General features: G+C 44.3%; 18 protein-coding genes. 7 read left to right on the top strand and 11 right to left on the bottom strand.

From position 1 onward, the window contains the following. Positions 1-3 precede the first annotated feature (3 nt). Positions 4-4,257 (bottom strand): hybrid sensor histidine kinase/response regulator transcription factor, encoded by a 4,254-nt coding sequence (locus ACFQ21_RS26205; protein ID WP_377584609.1) that lies wholly within the window; start codon positions 4,255-4,257, stop codon positions 4-6. Between the two features lie 101 nt (positions 4,258-4,358). Here ACFQ21_RS26205 and ACFQ21_RS26210 point away from each other — a divergent pair, with 101 nt between their 5' ends. The 5 genes from ACFQ21_RS26210 (at position 4,359) to ACFQ21_RS26230 (ending at position 14,158) form a co-directional block, all read left to right on the top strand. Further along, positions 4,359-7,463 (top strand): SusC/RagA family TonB-linked outer membrane protein, encoded by a 3,105-nt coding sequence (locus tag ACFQ21_RS26210; protein ID WP_377584612.1) that lies wholly within the window; start codon positions 4,359-4,361, stop codon positions 7,461-7,463. Between the two features lie 13 nt (positions 7,464-7,476). Beyond that, complete coding sequence (locus ACFQ21_RS26215) at positions 7,477-8,976, top strand: RagB/SusD family nutrient uptake outer membrane protein (protein ID WP_377584615.1); 1,500 nt, start codon at positions 7,477-7,479, stop codon at positions 8,974-8,976. A gap of 93 nt (positions 8,977-9,069) precedes the next feature. Next, entirely contained in the window at positions 9,070-10,245 is a 1,176-nt protein-coding gene (locus ACFQ21_RS26220; RefSeq protein ID WP_377584617.1) for a glycoside hydrolase family 53 protein, read from the top strand. 40 nt (positions 10,246-10,285) lie between these two features. Beyond that, positions 10,286-11,497: a glycoside hydrolase family 53 protein gene (locus ACFQ21_RS26225; RefSeq protein WP_377584620.1), complete on the top strand. Its 1,212-nt coding sequence runs from the start codon at positions 10,286-10,288 to the stop codon at positions 11,495-11,497. A gap of 81 nt (positions 11,498-11,578) precedes the next feature. Continuing rightward, the gene (locus tag ACFQ21_RS26230; protein WP_377584623.1) at positions 11,579-14,158 is read left to right on the top strand and encodes a membrane or secreted protein; all 2,580 of its coding nucleotides are present in this window, start codon (positions 11,579-11,581) and stop codon (positions 14,156-14,158) included. A gap of 59 nt (positions 14,159-14,217) precedes the next feature. On the opposite strand, the gene ACFQ21_RS26235 is transcribed toward ACFQ21_RS26230, so the two are convergent. From ACFQ21_RS26235 to ACFQ21_RS26260, 6 genes are all read right to left on the bottom strand, one after another. Continuing rightward, positions 14,218-14,631, bottom strand: a complete 414-nt coding sequence (locus ACFQ21_RS26235) for a hypothetical protein (protein ID WP_377584626.1) — start codon at positions 14,629-14,631, stop codon at positions 14,218-14,220. Positions 14,632-14,797: 166 nt separating this feature from the next. Then, positions 14,798-15,679: a LytR/AlgR family response regulator transcription factor gene (locus tag ACFQ21_RS26240; RefSeq protein ID WP_377584629.1), complete on the bottom strand. Its 882-nt coding sequence runs from the start codon at positions 15,677-15,679 to the stop codon at positions 14,798-14,800. Positions 15,680-15,775: 96 nt separating this feature from the next. After that, positions 15,776-16,138 carry a hypothetical protein gene (locus ACFQ21_RS26245; protein WP_377584632.1) on the bottom strand — a complete coding sequence of 121 codons (363 nt, stop codon included), beginning with the start codon at positions 16,136-16,138 and terminating at the stop codon, positions 15,776-15,778. A gap of 286 nt (positions 16,139-16,424) precedes the next feature. Continuing rightward, positions 16,425-17,372 carry a hypothetical protein gene (locus ACFQ21_RS26250; RefSeq protein WP_377584635.1) on the bottom strand — a complete coding sequence of 316 codons (948 nt, stop codon included), beginning with the start codon at positions 17,370-17,372 and terminating at the stop codon, positions 16,425-16,427. A gap of 207 nt (positions 17,373-17,579) precedes the next feature. Further along, positions 17,580-18,587, bottom strand: a complete 1,008-nt coding sequence (locus tag ACFQ21_RS26255) for a patatin-like phospholipase family protein (RefSeq protein WP_377584638.1) — start codon at positions 18,585-18,587, stop codon at positions 17,580-17,582. A 131-nt stretch (positions 18,588-18,718) separates the two neighbouring features. After that, positions 18,719-19,702, bottom strand: a complete 984-nt coding sequence (locus tag ACFQ21_RS26260; RefSeq protein ID WP_377584641.1) for an alpha/beta hydrolase — start codon at positions 19,700-19,702, stop codon at positions 18,719-18,721. 82 nt (positions 19,703-19,784) lie between these two features. On the opposite strand from ACFQ21_RS26260, the gene ACFQ21_RS26265 reads away from it, so the two are divergent. Beyond that, complete coding sequence (locus ACFQ21_RS26265) at positions 19,785-20,135, top strand: hypothetical protein (protein ID WP_377584643.1); 351 nt, start codon at positions 19,785-19,787, stop codon at positions 20,133-20,135. A 16-nt stretch (positions 20,136-20,151) separates the two neighbouring features. On the opposite strand, the gene ACFQ21_RS26270 is transcribed toward ACFQ21_RS26265, so the two are convergent. From ACFQ21_RS26270 to ACFQ21_RS26280, 3 genes are read right to left on the bottom strand one after another with little or no spacing between them, the layout of a single operon-like run. Then, a complete protein-coding gene (locus ACFQ21_RS26270) occupies positions 20,152-21,063 on the bottom strand; it encodes a TraB/GumN family protein (RefSeq protein ID WP_377584645.1) in 912 nt (303 codons plus the stop codon). After that, complete coding sequence (locus ACFQ21_RS26275; RefSeq protein ID WP_377584647.1) at positions 21,047-21,658, bottom strand: hypothetical protein; 612 nt, start codon at positions 21,656-21,658, stop codon at positions 21,047-21,049. The genes ACFQ21_RS26270 and ACFQ21_RS26275 overlap by 17 nt, the downstream gene beginning before the upstream one ends. Positions 21,659-21,660: 2 nt before the next feature. Further along, positions 21,661-22,152, bottom strand: coding sequence for an RNA polymerase sigma factor (locus ACFQ21_RS26280; protein ID WP_377584649.1), 492 nt, complete (start codon positions 22,150-22,152; stop codon positions 21,661-21,663). 243 nt (positions 22,153-22,395) lie between these two features. Between ACFQ21_RS26280 and ACFQ21_RS26285 the strand changes: the two genes are divergently transcribed. Continuing rightward, positions 22,396-22,875, top strand: coding sequence for a YHS domain-containing (seleno)protein (locus ACFQ21_RS26285; protein WP_377584651.1), 480 nt, complete (start codon positions 22,396-22,398; stop codon positions 22,873-22,875). Between the two features lie 187 nt (positions 22,876-23,062). Here ACFQ21_RS26285 and ACFQ21_RS26290 read toward each other — a convergent pair whose 3' ends face one another. Continuing rightward, the gene (locus ACFQ21_RS26290) at positions 23,063-23,941 is read right to left on the bottom strand and encodes a c-type cytochrome (RefSeq protein ID WP_377584653.1); all 879 of its coding nucleotides are present in this window, start codon (positions 23,939-23,941) and stop codon (positions 23,063-23,065) included. Positions 23,942-24,045: the final 104 nt, after the last annotated feature.

Raw genomic sequence — 24,045 nt, forward strand, 5'->3', positions numbered from 1 at the left:
TATTTACTCCTTAGAATCCTGTTCGGACAGATTACCAAGATCAGCAGGATTAACCGAATCAATCTCACCCGAACTCTTACTTACTTTTTGCTGATACTCTTTAGGTGTAACACCAAACTCAGCACGGAAGCATTTGGAAAAATAGGAGAGATTCGAGAAGCCTACCTCATACATGATCTCAGAAATGTTGCCTTCTTTATTACCCAGCAAAAGCGATGCTTTTTTGATCCTGTATTTACGGATGATATCGTTAGGAGAAAGTTGTGTTGTTGATTTCAGCTTGCGGTATAGGTGCGTAGAGCTCATGCCAACTTCCTCGCTCAACATCTCTACGCTGAAATCAGCATTGGATATATTGGCTTCGATGATGTTCATCACCTTGCGAATAAATTTATCGTCTACATTTTCACCGGCCGTGGAGGCAGAAGGCTGAACGATCAGTTCGTGACGGAAATAATCTGCGAGTTCTTTTTTGCGTTTCAGTAAGTGATCGATGTGCGCTTCGAGTAATTCAATCTCGAAAGGCTTGGTAAGGTATATATCCGCACCGGTGCTCAAACCTTCAATCTGTTGAGAGGTAAGTCCTTTGGCGGTAAGTATAATAATGGATATGTGACTGGTCTTCGGATTACTCTTTATTTTCCTGCACATGGAAAGTCCATCCATCACCGGCATCATAATGTCACTGATGATGATGTCGGGCAGAAAACTGTTGGTCTTCGCTAAACCTTCTTCGCCATTTTGCGCGGTAACAAAATTATACTTGCCCTTGAGACTCACCTGTATAAATTCTGCTATATCATAATTGTCCTCAATGATAAGGACTAACGGTTTGCCAGACTCCAGTCCGTAGCGATAGGCTTTAGCGTGATCATCGGGATAAGCAGACTTTACGGCAATCAGATTTACTTCATCGCTATCAGCTGCTTCAAATGGGAAATGCTCGGAACCTAACGGCAGGATTAATGTAAACGATGTTCCTTTACCTACTACGCTTTCTACTTTTACTTCCCCGTGGTGAAGCTTGGCATATTCAGCTACCAGTGTTAATCCTATACCGGATCCTGCTTCCATTTTCTTTGCAGCATGTGTCTGGTAAAAGCGCTCAAATATATGGGCCAGTTCATCCGGCGGTATACCTATACCGGAATCACTTACCATTACTTCAATAGCGCCCTTGCTATAAATATCACTCTTGCCATGCAGTTCTACCATCAGGTGAACGCTTCCACCCTTAGGAGTAAATTTGAATGCATTGGAGAGCAGGTTGAAGAGAATGGTTTCAATCTTCTCGGTATCGGCCCACACCAGGCATTCATCTATACCTTTGTTGAACGCAAACGTGATCTCTTTGCGAGCGGCTTTATCGGTAAAGAGCGAATACATTTCCTGGCAGAAGGAGACAATATCAAAAGAAGTAACACGCAACTGCAGACTATCGTTTTCAAGCTTGCGGAAATCCAGTATCTGGTTTACGACACGTAACAGTCGCTGTGAATTTTTCTCAGCAAGCGACAGTAATCTTTTATTCTCTTCCTGTAAGTTGTTTTGCTTGAGCAGTTGCTGGATCGGCGGCAATATGAGACTGATCGGTGTTCGTAGTTCATGCGAGATATTGGCAAAGAACTGTTGCTTGGTTTGAACGATCTCTTCAGCATGTTCTTTCTCCATGCGCGTTATCTTCAATTCATTCTTCAGGTGGAGTCGCGCAGAGTATGTTCGAAGCGATATAATGATTATTGCTATCGCCAGCACGGCATACAGACAAATAAATCCGGTGCTTAAAAACAACGGTGGCTTTACTCGAATGCTGATGGTAGCGATGCGATCACTCCATATACCATAGTTGTTCGTACCCTTTACCGAAAGAGTATACGTGCCGGGAGAAAGATTGGAGTATACGGCAAAGTTCTTTAATCCTGAAACATAGTTCCAATCACGATCAAAGCCTTCGAGTTTATAGGCATATACGTTGCTCGAAGGTTGCCAGTAATGCAAGGATGAAAACTCGAAGGCGAGTGAGCGTTGTGCATAGTCCAACGTTAAGTTATCGGTAACCGCTATATCTTTCTGAAGCAGTATCGTGCCATCAATTGCTTCATCGGTAGCAATGATCTTGTTATTGATTTCGAGTGTGGTGATGTAAATGTTCGGCTCGAACACGTTGGGTTTGATGGCTGGTGAAAGTCGTATATAGCCGTTGTCCCCGCCAAAAATTATATCGCCTTCCGGAGTGTTTGCCACACAGCCGTCAAAGAAACTCTTTAAAGGTATATCTTTCTCAAGCGGGAATATTTCAAGTTGATGATCGGGAACAGAGAATTTCAGAATAAAGTTATTGGCAGCACACCATATATTTCCTTCGCTGTCTTCGGTAATGCTCGCCAGGGTTACATCGTTACCTGTAGTTACCGGGTAGAATATAGCAGAGTCTTTTTGCGGTTTATATTCGATCAGCCCGTTGGGCACGCCAGCCCATAAACTTCCTCTTCGGGAAAAGTATAAACAGCTTATGTCCTTTTTGTTGGACACAGCATTGAATGCATTTATACTCGTGCTTTTGTGCGATTGCAGATCAATGCGAAATAGTTCGGCATAATGTGTGGCCCATATAGCATTGGCTCCACTTACATTTTTGGACGAACCGAAATCTCCGGCCAGTTCGAAATGTATAGAGGAAAGCTCGCGCAGGTTCCCTACAACTTTGAACAATCCGCCTTCCCACGCGCTTACCCAGAAGGAGCCATCGGTACCTTTTGTAAAGCGTGCTATATAATTTGAAGTAAGTCCATTGGTAGCATTTGCACTGATGGCATACATCTTCTGGTTGGCTTCGTCCCATATATTTATACCGCCCGCTGTGCCGATCCAGATGCGACCGTAGTCATCTTCCTCTAAAGCAAAAGTATTATTCAGTTGAATGCGATTATTTTCCGGAGCACCGGTTTCAAAAACTTTGCGCGTTTTGGTTACAGGATCAAAGCGGATAACGCCATGCAATGTGGCAAGCCAGAGTATACCTTTACGCGTTACCAATACAGACTTTACCTGGTTGCCAATGGTTTCATTGTTAATCGGGTACGATACTTCGTGATAGGTATAAAAGTTTCTGAACTTGTTGAGCCTGCTTAACCCGTTGGAAGTAACAAACCAGATTACGCCACCGGTATCTTCATAGATCTGCCAGATAACATTGTTGGCAATGGAATAGGACAGTTGTGGATTGTGAAAATATACCTCGTTGGTCTTGGTGGATGGATTGAAAACGTTAAGCCCGAAATCGGTTCCCAGCCAGAGATTTCCTTTACCATCCGGGTATATACATTTAATTACCTCGTTGCTGAAGGCTATATCTTTTTCTGAATAACGTTTATACGTATTCGTATAGGTATTGAAAAGACAAAGACCAGTTTCTGTCCCAACCCAAACCAATGAATCAGATTGTGCAGAAGCAGGTTTAATATCTCCGCAGATCAGGTTGTTCTTCAGGGAAGGTTTATAGTCGCCTTTCAGATCAAATGTCTCAAATGCATTTTTGCCTTTCGCCAGTTTATTCAGCTTGTCATACGTGCCCACCCAGAGATTCCCGCGTGAGTCTTCATAGATCGAACGTACCGTGTTATGACTCAAATGGTTATTCTGTGCTGTATATACAGTATATCTCCCGTTAGACAGTGTATAGCGAACAAGTCCGTTGGCGGTACCAATCCAGAGTATATTATTCGCTCCTTTATATAAGGTGCGAACCACCACATTTTTACCGAGGTCGATACGCGTTACTTCAAATGTAGCAGTGTTGATTTTGCAGAGTCCCTTCCAGGTGCCCACCCATAAATAATCGTCAGCTACCAGCATCGAACTGATCTCGTTTGCCGGTAGCGTATTTATACCTTCTCCTTTTTTAAAAGTAATGAAGCGATAACCATCATACCGGCACACACCGTTGGCAGTGCCGATCCACATAAACTGACGCTGATCCTGCGCTACCGCACTGATGATGTTGGAGGGAAGTCCATCGCGTACCGACAGCGTTGAGAAGAAAGGAGATTCCGCGAAAGCGGTGCAAACTCCAGCCAGCAGGAACAAAAGGCCGAGCACAGGTCGAAGGATCTTGCGGAAGTTGATCATACCACGAAACATCATCACGATATTAAGTACGCTACATTTTGGTTTGTATGCAATCGATTTTTGCACGCGTGTGCACCATCCGTTGCGGATGACTGAAAATTCATGCAAAAAGAAGGATTCCAACTTCACGTGGTTGGTTTTTTGTCGATTCCTGTACGATTTGTGTCAATCGCTGCAATCGTTTGAAGGTACATTGCAATCGGTTGATGAAAAACTTAAACCATCTACGTATGATCAAAAAATTACTCTTTACAATGGCCATGCTGATAACGGTGTGCTACGGTCTCCAGGCACAGCAGAAGGTTATCACGGGAAAGATTACGGATGAAAACGGAAGTGAGCTGCCCGGTGTGAATGTTCTTTTAAAAGGAACAAGTTTGGGAACTGTTTCCGATCAGGCTGGTGCTTACTCGCTTTCTATACCAGAGTCTCAAAGTTCGGGAACACTGGTTTTCTCTTTTATAGGATACTTGTCTGAAGAGCTGGCGATCAACAACCAGACCTCGGTAAATATTCAAATGATGCCCGACATCCAGACGCTGAGTGAAGTTGTGGTGGTTGGATACGGTACACAGCGCAGGGAGGATATATCCGGTGCTGTGTCATCGGTAAAGGCATCCGAACTTCCGCAGGTTGCTAACACTTCAATTGATAACCTGTTGCAAGGTCGTGCTGCCGGACTTAACCTCACACAACGCAGCGCCCAGCCCGGTGGTGGTCTCAATGTAAATATTCGTGGTGCTATCTCTCCGAACGGAAATAATACTCCACTATATGTCATTGATGGTGTACCCGTACTCAACAACGGCAGCGCTGAGCCTTCGCTTAACGACAGTAATTTAGGATACTATGGTGGTGTAGATCGCAACCCGCTCAGCAGTATAAATCCTTCCGATATAGAGTCGATCGATATATTGAAAGATGCGAGTGCTACCGCTATATATGGATCTGCCGCAGCAAACGGTGTTGTGCTGATTACTACGAAGCGTGGAAAGGCCGGAGCTGTAACAACAGAGTATCGCGGAAGCTATACTATACAATCTCCGAAAGATTATTATGACCTGCTCGATGCCACACAGTTCATGCAACAGCAGAATCGTTTGGCGAAAGATAAATATCTCTATGATAACGGAATTGCTCCGTATGGCACTACCGATCCATCTTCCGTAGGTGCGTTTACTCCGAAATTTACCGATGAACAAATTCGCACTGCCGGTGCCGGTACTGACTGGACCGATAAGGTAATGCGCAATGGAAGTATACAGGAACACAACATTTCGCTTTCGGGAGGAACGGATAAAACCAAACTCTATACTTCGTTCAACTACTATAACAACAAAGCTATTCTGGAGAACTCTGATTTTGTTCGCTATACCGGTCGCGTAAACCTGGAGCAAAAACTCGGAGGTCGGGTTAAGTTTGGATTGAACCTTACGTTAAGCCAGATCAACAACAACAACGCATCGTCTGGTGCGAACGCGGGTGGTGTGGAGAAATATAACATGCTGCAATCTGCGTATGCATTCTCGCCAACGGTGGGGGTATACGATGAAGATGGTAACTATACGAAGACATTCGATCCGCTTATTACCAACCCTGTAGCGTTCCTTGCTATTAAAGATAAAACGCGCACGAGCCGCATCATTGCTTCGCCAACACTGGAAGTAAAAATCACTGATGCCTTAAAAGGTAATGTAGTAGTAGGTATCGATAAGCAATCATCTACGCGTAACTTCTATTTGCCACGCGCAGTGCAGAACTCGCAGTTACCGGAAGGTATGGCGCAATTGGGACAGGGTAGTCTGGACAACTATACAACGGAAGCATTCCTTACGTACGATAAAAAAGTCGGTCCCGGTAATCTTTCACTGGTACTCGGTGCCGGATACTATAACAGCGTGCAGGAGTCGTTCAGCATGCAGGCCGTTGATTTCTTCACCGATGCATTACAGTATAATAACATTGGTATAGGTGCCAATAAGGAGAAGGCGATTATGAGTTCATATCGTTCGCCAAACGCAACCAAGATATCGCAGTTCTTCCGAGCGAATTATTCACTTCTCGATAAATATATCGTTACGTTCACCGGCAGACGCGATGGTTCCAGCACATTCCCGGAAGATAAATATGGATTCTTCCCCGGTATATCGGCTGCATGGCGTATCAATCAGGAAGATTTCCTCAAGAACTCAACACTTATCTCTGATCTGAAACTGCGTGCGGGATACGGAACAGTGGGTAACGATCGTATCTCACCAACAAATGCACTCGACTTGTATGAATCAGGTTTCTACTACCTCATTGGTAACACCTATTATAATGGTGTAACGCTCGCGCAGGTTGGTAATCAGAATTTGACCTGGGAAACCGATGTGATGATCAACGTTGGTCTCGACTTTGGATTATGGAGCGACCGCCTCAGTGGTTCCTTCGAAATTTACCAACGTACAGCAAAAGATCTATTGGACTTCAACAGACTTCCGTCCAACAATGCCGATGGGCAAGTAGCTGCCAACGTAGGGTCTACCCGCAGCCAGGGTATTGAGCTTTCGCTTACATCAACCAACGTTGATAATGGTTCTTTGCGTTGGACTACTACGCTCAACGTCTCAACCTTCAAAGCATATTGGGTAGAACGTAATCCGCAGGTGGCATTACCGGAATATATAGGGGAGAACGATCCGATCAACGCAGTATACGGTTGGCGCACCGATGGTATCATTACCAGCACAGGCGATGTGCCTTCATACATGGCAGGTGCCAAACCGGGTAACATTAAATATATCGACAGCAACGGTGATGGTGAACTGAACAGTAAAGATGTAGTGATGCTGGGAAACACCAGTCCGAAGTGGAATGTAGGCTTGGGTAATACTGTTACCTATAAGAACTTCGATCTGAACTTCTTCTTCTATGGTTTCTTAGGACAATCAGCGTTCAATAATTACTCTGGCTTCTATGATCCACTGCGCATCGCGAACACCAACTCGCAGAATACATTAACCGATGTATCGCGCATCTGGACAGCGGAAAATTCAACGGGCGACCTGCCTGGTATAGCGAGCAACCCATATAGCGGAAGCAACCCTACCGGTACACATGATTTCTACCTGGAGAAAGCGAGCTTTGTTCGTCTGAAGAATATAACATTGGGTTATCGTTTACCTGACAAGTTATGGGGTAACAGGAAGTTCATTCAGTCAGCACGCGTCTTCGTAGATGTGCAGAACCTGGCCGTGTTCTCGAACTATAACGGGTATGATCCGGAGTTCACGGAAGTGAACCCGTATCCACAGGCATTGTCAACAACCTTTGGTGTTAATCTCAAATTCTAAAATGAACGTACGTATGAAAAATATACATCACTATAGCAAGCGTTCCCTGATGCGTACTCTGATCGCCATGGCAGCTATACTTGTGCCACTGGCAAGCTGTGACGATGCGCTCGAAACAAAAGTATACACGCAGGTAAGTCCTGAGAACTTTTTCAAAACCGAAGCAGACTTTAATGTAGCAGTAGTTGCGTTATATAGTCCATTCTCCACCAACTGGGGCATGACTGATCCCGGTGATGGTGTGTGGTATAACTCACTCTACAATGCCGATAATAAAACTTACCTGATGCGCAGTATCCTTACTACGGATGAGATGGTAAATGGCTGGGACCCAAACCTGGAGAACTTTACATTCGGCCCTTCTACATGGTCAGGTTCGAATGAGACCGTATACTATAAGATTCGCTACGTTGCCCGTGCTACGGATGTGATCAACAAGATCAGCAATGCTACCGGCGGAACAGAAGAAGTACGCAAGAAATATGTAGCCGAAGCGAAAGTACTGCGTGCCTGGCTTATGTATATACTCTATGATTTCTTCGGACCGGTAAATGTAAAACTCGATCCGGCTACCCTCAATGACACCCAGATAACACCACGCCTGAGCGATGCCGAATACACTGCGCAGATGGAGAAAGATCTTACAGAGGCAATCCCTGACCTGGAAGATATGTATAATGGAAATACTTCACAGTGGGGCCGTGTGTCCAAAGGTGTAGCACGAATGGTATTGTTGAAACTATATATGCATACCAAACAGTGGGCAAAAGCTGAAGCTATCGGAAAAGAGATACTCGAAATGGGATATGCTCTTGAACCAAACTATGCCGATATATTTACAAAACGCGGTAATAACGAGTTGATCTATGCTGTGCCTGCGAGCGATGCTACACCAAACTACTATATACAGGAAGTGTTGCCTTCTGATTTCCGCCAGGCGGGATCAATCACGCGTAAAGTAGGTGGATGGAGCGGTTACAACATGCCGTGGAGTTTCTTCGATAAATTTGATGCGAACGATGAACGCAAGTCGGTGATCATTGACGCTTATACAGCCGATTGGGGAGAAGTAGATCGCACCGATACCTGGTGGAAAGGCCCGCTGCCGTTGAAGTATACTTCCTTTAACGGAGATGGCCCGGGATACGCGATCGATGCAGTGGTGTTCCGTCTGGCAGAAGTATATCTGTCGGTAGCGGAAGCGATCAACGAACAACGCGGCCCGGCCGAAGCATACGCGTATGTTAATGAAGTGCGCAGTCGCAGCAACGTTGCTGATTTTGAAGACATGACGCAGGATGAGTTCCGCGATGCTATATTGGACGAACGCGGTCGTGAGTTATTTGCAGAGGGTGTACGCAGACAGGATCTGATCCGTCACGGTAAATTTATATCGAGTGCCAAAGCACGTGGTAAAGACGCTAAAGATTACCAGGTATTGTTCCCGATACCAAGCGCTGTGATCATAGAAGGAAAAGGCATCATTGAACAAAACGATGGGTATACCAACTGATCGCTACTAACCAACCAATCCGGATGTGTGGGGCAGGTTGCCTTGCACATCCTTCCTTGATTCTCAAAATATATACATATAAAACTGTTAGTCATGAAGAAATATATAGTAACGATGTCAGCCGTATGGCTGCTGGTATTTTTTGTGGGCTGTCAACAGGAGGTTGTTATAGAGGAGAAGAGCGCGGAGAATGAGACCATACAATCCGAACAGGCATCTGCGAATGCAAGAGCAAGCGGACTTACTTACCGCGGAATGGATCTGTCGTTCGCTTATAAAATTGAAACGCAGCGCGGTGGTAAATTTTATTATGCCAATGGCACGGCCGGTACAGTGTTCGATATAGCGAAGAGTGCCAATGTAAATCTGGTGCGCCTGCGTTTATGGGTAAATCCGGATGCTAATCATAAAGAATGTAGCCTCGCAGCGGTAAAGGAACAAGCTAAAAAAGTTGTGGCGAAGGGTATGCAGTTCATGCTGACACTTCATTACTCGGATACGTGGGCTGATCCCGGTACACAAACAAAACCTGCAGCATGGAGTAGTCTTACACAACAACAGTTGATCGATAAGATATGGTCCTATACCACCGATGTTATGAACCAGCTCAAGAGCCAGGGAACAACACCAATTATTGTGCAGATTGGTAACGAGATCAACGCAGGTTTTCTCTGGCCAACGTTCAAGGTGTCTGCAGACAGCGATACCAATTGGGACAATAGTTTCGAGTATGCTATCAACAGCGGGTATAATGCTGTGAAGGCCGTGTTTCCCAATACAAAAGTAATGTTACACTATGCCGGTATATGGGCTGATAATTTCTTCTGGCGCTGTAGTAAATTTGGTATACAGTACGACATCATGGGGTTCTCGTGGTACCCGCAGTGGCACGGTAAAAGTTTCACGGATGTATATAACCAGTTAAACAACCTGACATCGTGGTATAGTAAAACGGCCATCGTGGTTGAGACCGCATATCCATGGACAACCGGTTATGTTGATCAAGCGGGCAATGTGTTGGGATCAGGAAGTCTGATTTCCGGTTATCCGCTTACTCCGGCAGGACAACAGGCATTTCTGGAACAACTCATGGCAACTGTAAAATCTATACCCAACAATCGCGGAGTCGGCGTAGTATACTGGGAACCTGATTGGACAGCCTACAACGGATCGTCTGCTACGGATTGGGAGAATGGTTCAAGCTGGGAGAATGCAACACTATTTGATTTTAGCTGGAAAGCGCTGCAAGGATTCAGTGCGTTTAACTAGCACTATAATTCAGTATATATCTATTAATGTTTAAGTCGAAATGAAATTCAAAAGTATATGGCCGCTGGTGCTTACGATCGGTCTGCTCTCATTCGTGAATTGCAAGGAAGATGAGACACTAACCGAGCCTGAGGAAGAAGTGGAAGAACAGAAACCCCGCGACCTCACCGGTTTTTATTTGGGGGCCGACCTTTCGTATGTCAACCAGATACTCGATCATCAGGGTATATATAAAGATGGCGGCATCACGAAAAGTCCGTATGTGATTTTTAAGGAGCACGGCACCAACCTTGTGCGTCTTCGCCTGTGGCACAATCCTTCCTGGACGAAGGAAGTATATGGCGATGCCGGTACGCAACGCTATAACGATTTGCAGGATGTAGCGAAGTCCATTCAGTTGGCACGTGCACAAGGCATGGCTATATTACTTGATTTTCATTACTCTGATACGTGGGCCGATCCGGAAAATCAAAAGATACCGGCAGCCTGGAGGGATATTAAAGATATAGCCGTGCTCAGAGATTCAGTATATAATTATACCCATAGCACGTTGTCGTATCTGAATGCAAAAGGACTGATGCCCGAACTGGTGCAGATTGGTAATGAAACCAACTGCGGCTTTCTATATACGGAAGCACCCGATGGATTCCCTGCCTGCAATGTTTGCAACGGAGCCTGGCAGCAAATGGGAATAGTTGTAAACGGAGCACTCGATGCTGTAAAGGCGGTAGCGGCAAACTCTGCGATAAAAACAAAAACACTGTTGCATGTTGCAGATCCCAAGAATGTAGAATGGTGGTTTGATAACATGACAACGAAAGGTACTGTTACAGGGTTTGATATGATTGGCTTTTCATACTATCCGCTGTGGCACACAACGGTAGGGCTGGATCAATTGTCTGATAAGATAGCGACATTTAAAAGTAAGTATAACCGCCCCGTGCTTATCCTCGAAACGGCCTACCCATGGACTACCAGTAGCAACGATAACTATAATAATCACTTTGGAAGTCAATCGGCTATTGCAGGATATCCCTATACCAAAAAAGGTCAATCCGACATCATGATAAAGATGACACAGGAGGTATTGGACGGTGGCGGTCAGGGTATAATATACTGGGAACCTGCATGGATCAGCTCACAAATGAAAGACCTGTGGGGCACGGGTTCTTCGTGGGAGAACTGCGCGTTCTTTGATTTTGCCGGTAACACGGTGGAGGCTATAGATTATACCAAGCACGCTTACAAATAACATCTGCGTGAACACTTTTCGTGAATAGTGATCGCGAAATGGAGCTTAGTAAATTTTAACTATAAGGAGACAAGCGAAGTAATGATGAAGTATATAAAATTTTTATGCATTGTTCTTTTACTGTTTGTATGCATCGGGGCAGTGGCTCAAAAGACGAACGATGTATATGTAGATAAGAATGGCGTAATGCGCTGGGGTAAAACAAATGAAGAAGTGCGTGCTTTCGGTGTAAACTATACTGCACCGTTTGCGCACGGCTATCGCGCAGCGAAAAAGAAGGATATCCCGCTAGAGCAGGCAATCGATAACGATGTATACCATTTTGCGCGACTGGGTTTTGACTTGTACCGAGTACACGTATGGGACTGTGAGATCAGCGATAGCGTGGGAAATATATTGAATAATGAACACCTCAAACTCTTTGACTATATGTTGAAGAAAATGAAAGATCGTGGTATGAAATTCATGCTAACCCCGATAGCGTACTGGCCAAATGGATACCCGGAGCCGGAAGAAAAGACCCCCGGTTTTTCTACGAAGTATGGAAAAGAAGCGTGTCTCACAAATGAAGATGCCATCAAGGCGCAGGAGAAATACTTGTATCAATTTTTGAATCATGTTAACCCCTATACCGGCATAGCTTATAAGAACGATCCGGATATTATTGCCTTCGAAATCTCCAATGAACCGCACCATGGTGAAGCACCAGAAAAAGTAACGACTTTCATTAGTCGTATGATCAAGGCAATGAAGAACACGGGCTGCAAGAAACCTGTATTTTACAACATCAGTCACAGTGTCCACCTGGCCGATGCGTACTTCAATGCCGGTATACAGGGTGGTACATTTCAGTGGTATCCTACTGGTTTAGGTTCAGGCCACGAGCTTGGCGGCAACCTGCTCCCCAACGTTGATAAATATAGTATACCGTTTGCCTCAAATGCCAAATTTAAAAAGATTGCTAAACTGGTGTATGAATTTGATGCGGCAGATGTAGGTCGCTCCTATATATACCCGGCCATGGCCAGAAGTTTCCGGGAAGCCGGTATGCAGATTGCAACACACTTTGCATACGACCCCACCTATATGGCCGATGTAAACACGGAGTATAATACACATTACATGAACCTGGCGTATGCTCCTCAAAAAGCATTGAGTCTCAAAATATCGGCTGAGGTATTTCACCAGGTACCATTATATAAAAACTATGGGAGCTATCCGGCCAATGCATCGTTCGGAAATTTCAAAGTGAGTTATGAGAAGGACCTGGCGGAGATGGTAACGGAAACTAAATTCTTCTATACCAATCATACCTCAACAACACCAGCGGCTGTTGATAAACTGCAGGAAATTGCAGGCTGGGGAAATTCTCCGATCGTAAAATATAGCGGCACCGGGGCCTACTTCCTCGATCGCATTGAACCTGGGGTATGGAGACTTGAAGTGTTACCGGATGCTATATGGATAAACGATCCGTTTGGACAAAACAGTCCGAAGAAAAAGATCGCGGTGGTAAACTACAGAACATGGCCGTTGTCCATTGTGCTTCCGGATCTGGGCAGCAACTATACGGTTAAAGGTATTAATGCCGGTAATATATATACAGCAAAGGCACAAGGCAACACGATTACTGTTGCACCGGGAACGTATATCATAACGAAGCAAGGCGTAACAACGAACGTAAATGCACAAACCCGCTATAAAAATATTACTCTGGGAGAATTTACAGCCCCTGCAACCGAGGTAGACAAGGTATATATCTTGCATAAGCCATCGTCAGAACTTGAAGAAGGCAACAGTCATACCATGGAGGCAACGATTGTTACCAAAAATATTCCTCAATCTGTAGAGGTGAGTGTGTTTGGTTCGGGGTGGCGTCCGGACGTATTGCCCATGGAGCATGTAAGTGGCTATACCTATCGGCTGATACTTCCTGAAAAGTATATTAAGGCCGGAATGCTTCGGTATTTCATTACTGCAAAAGCAAATGATATATACTATACCGGCTCCGCTGCGCTGGAAAGCAAACCGTCTGATTGGGATTTTTACGGCACACCGTATACAGTGGCCGTACTCAGTAAGAATGCACCGGTATATATATTCAATGCCGCTACAGATGCCAGTGCGCTATCACGGCAGTGGCTTCGCAGTTCGACTATAGTTCCTGCTGCCGAACCGGGCAAAGCCGAGTTGCAGGTAAATGTTGCCAAATTGTTTGAGGTCGATCCGGAAAATAAAAATGGTGAAGCCATACACGATTATTCCATGCGCTTCTTCTTTGGACAGAAAATCTCCGGTCGTAAGCAAGACGTGTTGCAGAGCAAGCGATTGGTATTTCGCGGCCGGGCAATGAATGGAAGTCCGTGCAAGTTACAACTGGCGCTGGTAATGCGCGATGGCTCTGCGTATGGTGGCGTTATAACGGTAGGGGTAGACGCAGCTGATTATAGCATTAATCTGACGGATCTTAAAAGTGTAAACCTTGTAACACTGCCGAGACCGTATCCGGGTTTCCTCCCCTATTTCTTCAAGCCGTCAGCAGTATGTGATTTTGATATCAGTGGTGTAGAAACGATCCAGGTATCAATTGGTCCTGGCATCGCGGTTGATCAGCTACAAGCCAAACATGGCATTGCTATAGAAAGCATCCGACTGGAGTAAAAACTATAAAACTGTCAGCTGCCGTTTCAAACTCGAAACTCGCAGCTGACAGCTCATGACTAATTTTTAGAAACTGCTTCTCCTGCTCCGCCTGTTACAACAAGCTTTAGTGTTGCACCTTTGCTTTTATGTTGCATCGTGCTGTTGAGTATAATCATGTAGCTTCCTGCCTTTGCATGCTCTGCTACGGCAACTTTTACAATACTATTGTCCAATACACCTTCTGTTGGTTCGAACGTTACGGTAACGCCTTCCGGCAAACCCGATGAAAGACCCAGCGTTGCTTTTGATTTCGAATATTGCTTCGAGCGATTCAGTGTTAATGTGAGTTCTTTTGTTTCACCGGCTTTTATTTCCAGCGAAGAAGTTGATAGTTCTACGGTGAACTCAGTGCGTGGTGCTGTTTTTTCCTGAGCAACGGATGCGGTCAGCACAGCGGCTGCCAATACGATGGTGAGAATATATTTTTTCATAAGCTGTAGTTTTAAAATTGATTACGCGAAGAAAGAGGCCGCTGATGAAAATTGCCGTGCAATGAAGTAAACAGGAGCTTGCTTGTCGCGGATGGCGAGTCGATGGGGCAAAAGGAAGCCTTTTGTGGCAGATGGTGAATGGGAACGATTACCTTTTTTACAACGGTCAGGCTAGTTCCATCACGTTTCGTAATTGTTGTATTTTTTCGATGAGCTCTTTTCCCTTGGCTCGCGAAACCGGTATGAGGTGATCGGTATCCAGTATCTGAAGCTTATAACCGTTCGTGTTACCGGTAATGTTGCTGATCGCATAGACATTAACGATGTACGAACGATGACAGCGAATAGCAAACGAATTATTGATCTGCGTCTCCAGGTTCTTGAGATTTACCCGCAGCAATTTCTTTTGAATGCCTTGTCCGTTTTTCCATACAACGGTAGCGTAGTTGTCATCGGCTTCAATAAATAAAAGATCGGGCAGATGAAGGCTGAGTGTTTCACTCGTATCCGAATGAAGCACGATGAGACTGTTGGCGCCCGGCTTAACTGTTACTTCCTTTTTTAAGGTCTTGATCTTTTCAAGTTGCTGGTTTGCTGTTAGCGCGCTTTTCAGATTTTGTTGCAGCATCTTGTTCTTCAGAAAAAGAAAAATAATTGTTACAGGCATAAAGCCGGTAAGAGCAACCTGCAGGTTTGCACCTTTTATATTTTGCCACAACGTTAGTTGCGGGCAGATAAATAACTCATCGATAATAGTACTGACGATACCGATAAGCACCAGGTGCAGTATAGTGATAAGTATATACTTGCCAAGTGTAAAATTATCGAATGCCTTTGGAAAAAATTTGGGTAACAGTATAATGTCGATGAAGAGAATCGCGAACGTAACGCCTCCGAACAGAAAGTTTTGCGCAACGGAAAGCGGCACATGCTGGGAGAATGCCGGTTGATAAATACTGAGAAATGCTACTACAAAAAGACTTACTACCAGGATGAAAATGATATTCTTTCGATCATCATCCAGGTAAAAAGGAAATGGAGTATTCATTTTCTCAGACCAATTCATACGGTGGAAAAAATTCTTTCCGAAAAGTACGAATTGATTCGATGATAAGGTATAGGAACCTGTTGATAAGAAAAGCTATTAACGTCTGTTTGATTGGGTCTGCACAGAATCAGCTTCATTCTGTTTATCGGAAGATATCCGTTTCATGTTTTTGCGAATGTTCTGCTTAACCTCTTTCGGCATATACTTTTTCTTGCCGGGTTGTGGACAGTCCCATTCTTCAACCGACACATGCGTGATCATTTTCGAATTGGGTCGGGTGCCCTTGGTTTGTCGGTTTTCTTCTTCGGCTTCATTCGCTGCAGAGAATTGTGGCGAATAGTAGCTCCGGTGCGGAGTTGATTTTTTCAGTTTGGCAAACTTCGGCTCGGGGCAGGCAATCCTGCCCGACTGGCACGCGGTCAATAATACAAACAGCAGTAGAATGAATCGTACGTACATAGTTTTCGAATTTTTATATACGACTACCTATAAACGACCAAGGAAGGTACATAAGTATATTGACAAGGCCAATGTTTTGCTACATAAATTGAAAACCACGCAGAGCAGCTGGCCGACAGAAATGCCGATTGCGGAAAACGCTGCCCAACATAAGTGTAACAAATTTGCCGTGTTGAAGGTTCAGGGGGCCTGTTACGTTCTGCCTGCAGGTATACATCTGGCTGGTATAAATAGAAGAGGCCCCCCGCGCGGAAGGCCTCTCTTGGTTTTGCTATAGACTTATATACTAGTAGTAAGAGAACAGGTATGTGCCGTGGTTAGTCTGGCTATCGCCATAAATTTCATCCTGTTTTGCCTCATGGATATTTACTTTCACAGGGTAGCTCAATCCATCATAGCTGTATGTCAAGGTGAATGTTATGGTAACATGGCTGTTAGATGTATCCGTACCTTTATATACCATTTTGGTTGGGTTGTTGCGATCCACTGCCAGTGTCTCAAAATATTCATCGTCAGGGTAGGAGATAAGGTTCAGATAGTATAATACGCCTCCCTGTATATTGAACGGACTGTTGCGGGCATCAAATGTATTGTCCAGGGTATAACCAGCTTGTTCTTTCTGTGCTACGATGTGCGTAATGTTATTGCCGGTATAGGTATAGTAATTTTCATTGCCATACAGGTTAGGCCAAACCAGTATACCATAGTCCGTACCGTTGCGGATAGATACTCTTCCGCTGCCATCATACGAATAGTCTATATCAGCAGTTTTATCTACTGCGAGGAAGTCTTCATCCGGATAGAACGCCAGATGCTTGTTAGTGATTTCATCTCCGGAGATAGAGAAGAACGCTTTCTCAACGCTTACAGGATTTGCCGGTATATACGTTTTGGCAGTATAAGCAGAAGGAATACATTCACCGGAAGCATACTGTACTTTCAAACGGGTAATAACACTATCCGTAGCGGCAACTTTGGCACTGGCACTGCCATACGATACTTTGGTAATGCTGTCTACAAGGAAGTTGGTATAGTAGAATCTATACTTTGCTTTCAGACTTCCTTCACCATCGTAGAATACAATCTGTTTTACTTTTCTTTCTTTAGCATACGTGGCAGAACATTTTACGCATACATCCGGATGATCATCGCAACCGGTAAAAAGAACGCAACTGAGCGTCAGACAAGAGAGGAGGACAGCCAGTAAGGCCGGGGTTTTTAGGGTCTTTTTCATGGGTGATTTAAGATTAAAGATTTACTTCATTGACAATTTGATTTAAACGGGGAACGAAATTAGTCAACGGAAATCAATCCCGGTAAAAAGAACCTGGCTAATTTGCCTATATACCACTATTATGTGATGCTGATTAGAAGTTGCAACACTATATATAGTTTGCTATTTCTATAGTATATATAGTGTGCTATAGGGTAAGTCGTGATGCTATTGTGGAGCAGCAGCAAGGTAGCGTTTCATAGCTTCCTGACCGTTGCGAATAAGTAGATCTTTTTCAACCAGTGAAAGCTTCCGTATTTTCGGACCTATACTTCCGGAACTGATTGAGACAGTTCTTTGCCAGTCTTCCTGAGTAAGCGTTGCGCGATTCAGGTTCTCGATAACATAACTATAGAATGCTCCGATATAATTTCGGAAGCGACTGATCTCTACGGGTGCGAGACCTTTGTTGAGGCTATCATAACCGATTTGCTCCGGTGTATCAATGCGCAACCCGATCGTATGAGGATTCGCGGTGCGTATCGTGCTATTCTGTTCGGTACGAACATCGTCAAAAATATAAATCGGGAAGTTGCCGGTAAAGCCGCCATCCACCATAATGTCATAAGCTTTTTCCTTTTTTCGGTTTTTCAATACGTGTCCGGAAGAATCAATACATACCGCTTCGAAGTATAGCGGTATAGACATACTGATTCGCACGGCATCTTTTACCTTCATATCCGGATATTGCTCATGCGAGAATACAATAAGCTGCTGCCGGTTAAGACTAGTGCCGGTAATATATAGGTCTGGAAAATGCCGCGCATGCAACTCGCGAAAGGTGATGTCTGCATGGCCGGTCTTCTCAGCAATGATTCGCTCAAGCCACTTTGTAAATGCAGCTCCACGATACCACCCAAAGTTTCGGTTGATGCGTGATATACCACCTATAAAAAAGAATTTACCATCATTGAATTTCTGAAGCTTGGTATCGTAAATAATCTTTTCAATCTCTGTACTGCTATACCCAAGAGCAACCGTAAGTGCAGCAATAGCACCGGCCGATGTACCACCAATACGTTCAATACCAGCAAGTATATTTTGCTTTTCAAGTTCCTGTATAGCTCCTACATATGCCACCCCGCGTACACCCGCCCCTTCAAATACGAGGTTTTTAGGTTGTGCATGCATAACGTTGGTAGCAGCTATCAGTATTATCGTTATAGTTTTCCACATCTGTGAATCGTTACCCGTTAATTGTGAATCGTTATTAGTTGTTATATATACCTTGTGATTTCTTTGTGTCTTCTCTGTGTCGTCCGTGCAATGGGATTTTGTATTTTCAAATAACGAATAACGGTTAGCGATTAACGCTCATAAAGCGCGTCTCGCGTAATATGCATCGTGCGTACTTTCTGCAAATCGTCAAACGATATATCCATCAGGTAAGGTTTCTTATTGAGTATATATTGTTCAATGAACCAGAGGATCTCCTGTTGTTTATTGTTCATGGGGGTATATGAAGATTCATGGCCCATGCCGACTTCACGATAGATATAGTGCGGATATTTTTTCTTCCGGAACACTTTGGCAATATGACTCGATCCATAGAACCCTTTATACAGGAAGCGGATCTTGTTATATACTACCAGGTTATCTTTGGTGCCGTGAAAAAGCATGGTTGGTGCCGGAGGCGAATTTTTATATTTCAGTGCTCCGTTAAAGCTTAGAATAGCACCTGCAAAAGCAATTACGCCAGCATACCTGAAATTCTCCGGTAGCACTTTCGCAATTTCATGTCCGTTACATTTTTCATAGTCGGCCTGAAGTATCGTAATGGCGCCAGCGCTGGAACCGGAGAGAATAATTTTGGCAGGATCAACGCCCAGGGTATGCGCATTCTTTAGAGTCCAGTTGGTGGCATCGTAAAGATCTTCAACAGCCATGGCTATAGCATTTCGCAACGGCTTTACGCGAAAAGGTGTAATGCGTTTCGCGCCTTGCATACCAAGGCGATATGAAATAGAGATAACAACGTAATTATTTTTAACAAGCGTATTGAAGTACCGATTGTATATTCTCGCATCGCGACTGCCCCGTATAAAGCCACCGCCAAATACAAATATGATACACGGACTGTTCGCAGGTGTTCCGCTATAGCGGTAGACATCCAGTTGCAATACAGCAGAATCGCGTGTGGCAAACGTAAAGGTCTTCTTTTCAATGTCGGCATCGATCGTTACCTGCTGTGCTGAGGTATGGACTATACTCAGTAAACTCAGTGCAAGAACGATCAGTGTAAAATGTAAGCGGGGAGTATGGTTTTGTGAGTAACGATGGTGTATCAGCATACAAAGCAAATATTACAGATAAGCAAAATACAAAATGGATGTTGCAGTATATAACATGGTTTTTTAAAATTGTACCTGATTTTTGAGACAAATGCGAAAAGAACTGGCAAAAGAGGCGGGACAGCGAAAGCGATTCAGGGCGGTATTCAGCCGGTTCGGCAAGAAGGTAAATTTCAAAGGCTACTCAGCGGAAACTGTATTGCTGCAGCATGTGGTGGATATGGAAACCGGCAAGGTTGTTACCGATCACATCTGGTTCAGTTATACCAAAGGCTTTGAGAAAGTAAAACTGACCGAAGGTGTACTGCTGGAGTTTGATGCGCGGATAAAAGAATATCGCAAAGGGTATGTTAACACCCGGTACAAGATCAACAACAGCAAAAGTGATTATAAACTCAGCAATCCCACGCGTATAACCATGGCAGAAGTATAAATATAGCCTCGTGATCTTATTTTGTTTGTATAGGCTTTACGGTATAGCCTTCTTTACGTAAGAGTGTAACCAAGCCGTTTTCTCCGGCCAGGTGCATGGCGCCAACAGCTACAAATGTAGGCTGCTGTTTGAACAAGCCCGGTAACTGTTGCATCCATTTTTTGTTACGATTGTCAAGCATTACAGCCGTTTCGGCCGCGGTATACATTTCATCGTACATTAATGCTTCCAATTTTCCGAGGTTGCCTTCGCGATAGAATCTGTTCATGTTTCGAAGTTCTTCCTCTGCCGTATTACGTTTTTTTACAGCCGTAGTGAGTAATTGTGCCTGGCGTTCATACGTGAATTGTCCGAAGATAGCATGCGTTTGTTCATCGAATGTTTCCAGTCCTATAACCTGCTTTTTGTCGCGGGTTCCGCGCTGCTGAAAGTATAGATCCATCACTACATCCTGGCCTGGATCGAGCGGGAAGTATTTTTGCTGCATCATGGTCATGAGCAGTATCTCGATCGTCATCGGATTCATACCATTGAACATCGTAAGGTCGTACCCGGAAAGTTCGTGAAGCCAGTCGTTGGTTTGTTTGAATTGCTCCGGTGTCAGCAGTTTGTTCAGCGTAGTGCCTTTCATTTGTGCAGAAGCCATCATCTTCATGGTCATCGTGCTGTCAATGAGTAATTCGCTTACAATGGTTTTGGCTGTGGTAAATTTGTTGGTAACATTGGTTAAGCTGTCAACATACCGATGGCTCAGCAGGTGAAATGTGCCGAAGAGGTATGAAGGTTGTGAGAGTCCGTTGCCGGTAACTTCCCAGAAAACAGAATTTTCAACAGCAATCTTCTTCTGTGCAAGGGCGTATTGTGTAAATGTAACGGCCAGTACAAAAAGCAGTGCTCTGGTATATATAGTTTTACTGTTTGATATCATGTAACAGACCTTTCAGTTTTTCAAGATGATTACCGTATAACTTTTTCAAATACCAGTTGGTGAGCCATGTGCTGCAGAAGAAGAAGACAAGTCCGACTACCAACAGGTATATAATGGTGCGTGGTTGCGAGAGGTTTGCCAGGAACTTGTCCATCCCTCGTTCCATCGCGACAAAGAGTAATCCCAATACAAAATAGATCGGATAGAGCATGGTATAGCTTCGCTTGTAAAAGCGCAGGTAGCTCGACAAATTATCTGTGAGGCGCTCCAGTGATGCCCGTATATTTTCAGCCGCAGGGTTATACTTTACCAGCAGGGTGAGTTTTTTGATATAGTAAAACGAGTATCCCACAAACAATATCAATATGGATACCGAAGTCCACTTCAAAGCACCACTCGGTAATGTAAGCGCATATACCAGCAGCGCTACACCCGCTACCAGTGTAAAGATGAGTTCAAACCATACGCTTCGTTTCAGCTTGTCAACGATTGACTGGCTGTTGCCTTTCAGCATCTGCGCAATCTCTGCTTCGTTTTTAGGACTGAAGCCAGGATCACTGCTTTTCCATATGCTTTTTAATTCTTCCAGTTCCATACTTACGGGCACATAAGTTTTCGTAGTTTTTCGCGAATGCGGTTCATGCGCACGCGCACATTGTTTTGTGTTATTCCAATGGTTTCGGCAATTTCATCGTACGGAACCTCTTCCAGTGCCATCATGATCATGGCGCGTTCAATCTCCGGTAACTGGCGTACAGCCCACTGCAGTTTTTGAAAATCTTCTTCGCGATCGTCACCCCAGGCGTCCGAAATGTTCATGTGTACTTCCTGCAGATCTTCTGTTTTCACTAACCTTGTTTGTTTCCGGAAACCAGATATAGCGGTGTTCAGCGCAATGCGATACATCCACGTAGTGATCTTGGCTTCGCCCCGGAAGGAGGGAAACGATCGCCATAGCTGCAGCACGATCTCCTGAAATAAATCATTGCGTGCATCGGGATCGTGCTCATACATAAAACATATTTTATGGATAAGCCCCTGGTGCTCGTTGATAAGGTTAATGAAGTTCTGTTCTTCTCCGTTCGCCAAGTTGACTGGAATAACTTTGATGAATGGGTCGAAGATAGGGAAAGAAAATTACAGGAGGAGGGAAAGTTATTCATTGGCTGAGTCGTTATCCGTTGATGGTTAATCGTTATCCGTGGCTGACGCATGCGCGAGGAGGGGTACCATTAACGATTCCCCGATAACTGCACACAGTGTCGCATGAATGACAATTATTTACAGTTGCCTGTTATCTATTTGTAGCTATGATCGAAAAAAGGTAAAGCCATGAAATTCGTACTTACTACCAAGCTTCTTTTGTTGAGTTTAATGATTGCGCAAGCACAGGTTGATCCGGTTAACAAGGATGGCGTTGCTATTGGCGGCTATGATGTGGTGTCTTATTTTCAACCCGGCGGACCACAGAAGGGCAACAACATTTTAAAGTATGTATATAACTCGGTTACGTATTACTTTATCAGTACTGAGAATTTGAATTTGTTCAAGGAAAATCCTGAAAAGTATATACCTCAGTTTGGCGGGTACTGTGCATTGGCTGTGAGCTATGGTAAAAAGATCTCCATTGATCCGAACACATTCAAGATCACCAATGATAAACTATACCTGTTCTTTAAGGGAAAGACTACCCACGGATCGGTAAATTCCATTGAGACCTGGAACAAGAACGAAGCAAAACTTTTGCAAAAAGCCGAAAGCCTGTGGCCTGATGTGAAAAAAAGAAAATACAGACAGGAGGATACGCTTTGAGTGGCTGAAGGCAAAAATCCGGAAGCGCAAAGACCACGAAGAAAGGCTAAGGAAAAAGCTTAATTAAACACTTAGCGCTATCTTGATTTCTCTGGCAACCGGATTTTGCTTCACACATGCACACAATAAAGGAAACCCACCTTTTAATCTATATGCTCAGTATATATCAACGTTGCTCGGATAACGATCAAAGACTATTCAGGTATAAATGCAATGCCTTCAACTCCGTATCGGTAAACTCTTTCGCCATAGTCCACGGCATTTCCTCCGGCTTTAAAATTTTACCTTCCGGTGTTTTACCAGTGCGCAGTGTCTCAATGAATTGTTCATCGCTCCACTTGCCTGCGTTACCGGTAGAAGAAATATCGGCTACAACGGGGAAGCCAGGCGCAACCGGTTCTCCACCTTTCATGTTTTCACGGTGACATCCCTGGCATGAGGTCGACAGATATTTACCATACTCAACGGAGACTTCAGCCTTCACTTCTTTTACAAGCTTCCGGTTATGATCAATCATCTCTGCCGGGAACAATGGAAGTTTATCCATATCCGTTAATATATATCCCAGCGGTCCTAACGTATTTCCTTCCGGAAACTCGCGATCAACCTTGGGAAGGTTCACACAGTAAGCGATGATCGCACCCATGTCCTGTTCACTTAGAAAAGTAAATTCATGCGAAGGCATAAACAGCAATGGCTTTTCATCTCTGCGTATACCATGTTTCAATGCCAGTATCCAGTCTTCAACATTATGATCTGGAGCAAGACCACCTTTACCTTTTGTAAGGTTCGGTGCAATGAGGTGAGCCAGCGCAGCATCATCAACAAATATTTTTCCACCCAGGTCGTTGTCGTGGCATTCAGTGCAACCTTTTGCTTTTACCAGGCGTGCGCCCAGGGCAAGCGTTGCAGAATCGTGGTTGATGGTGATGGGTTGCGTAACAACATTGTAGTGCGTGCTTCTTCTGCTTTCCACGCTGATATAGGCCTTTAAAAAAAAGCCGGCAGCCAGCACTACAATAATTCCCAATACAATTCCGGTAACTTTAAGGATCTTCTTTACCATATTTTTTCTGTCAGATGTTTAGCACTTGAATACGGATGTGCTATACCGGAAAGCCTACGCTATGCGGAGTTTGATCTTCGTTAAACGGAGCATTTAAAAACACC

Origin of the sequence: Ohtaekwangia kribbensis, from assembly GCF_042676245.1 — a bacterium.
Classification (GTDB): domain Bacteria; phylum Bacteroidota; class Bacteroidia; order Cytophagales; family Cyclobacteriaceae; genus Ohtaekwangia; species Ohtaekwangia kribbensis.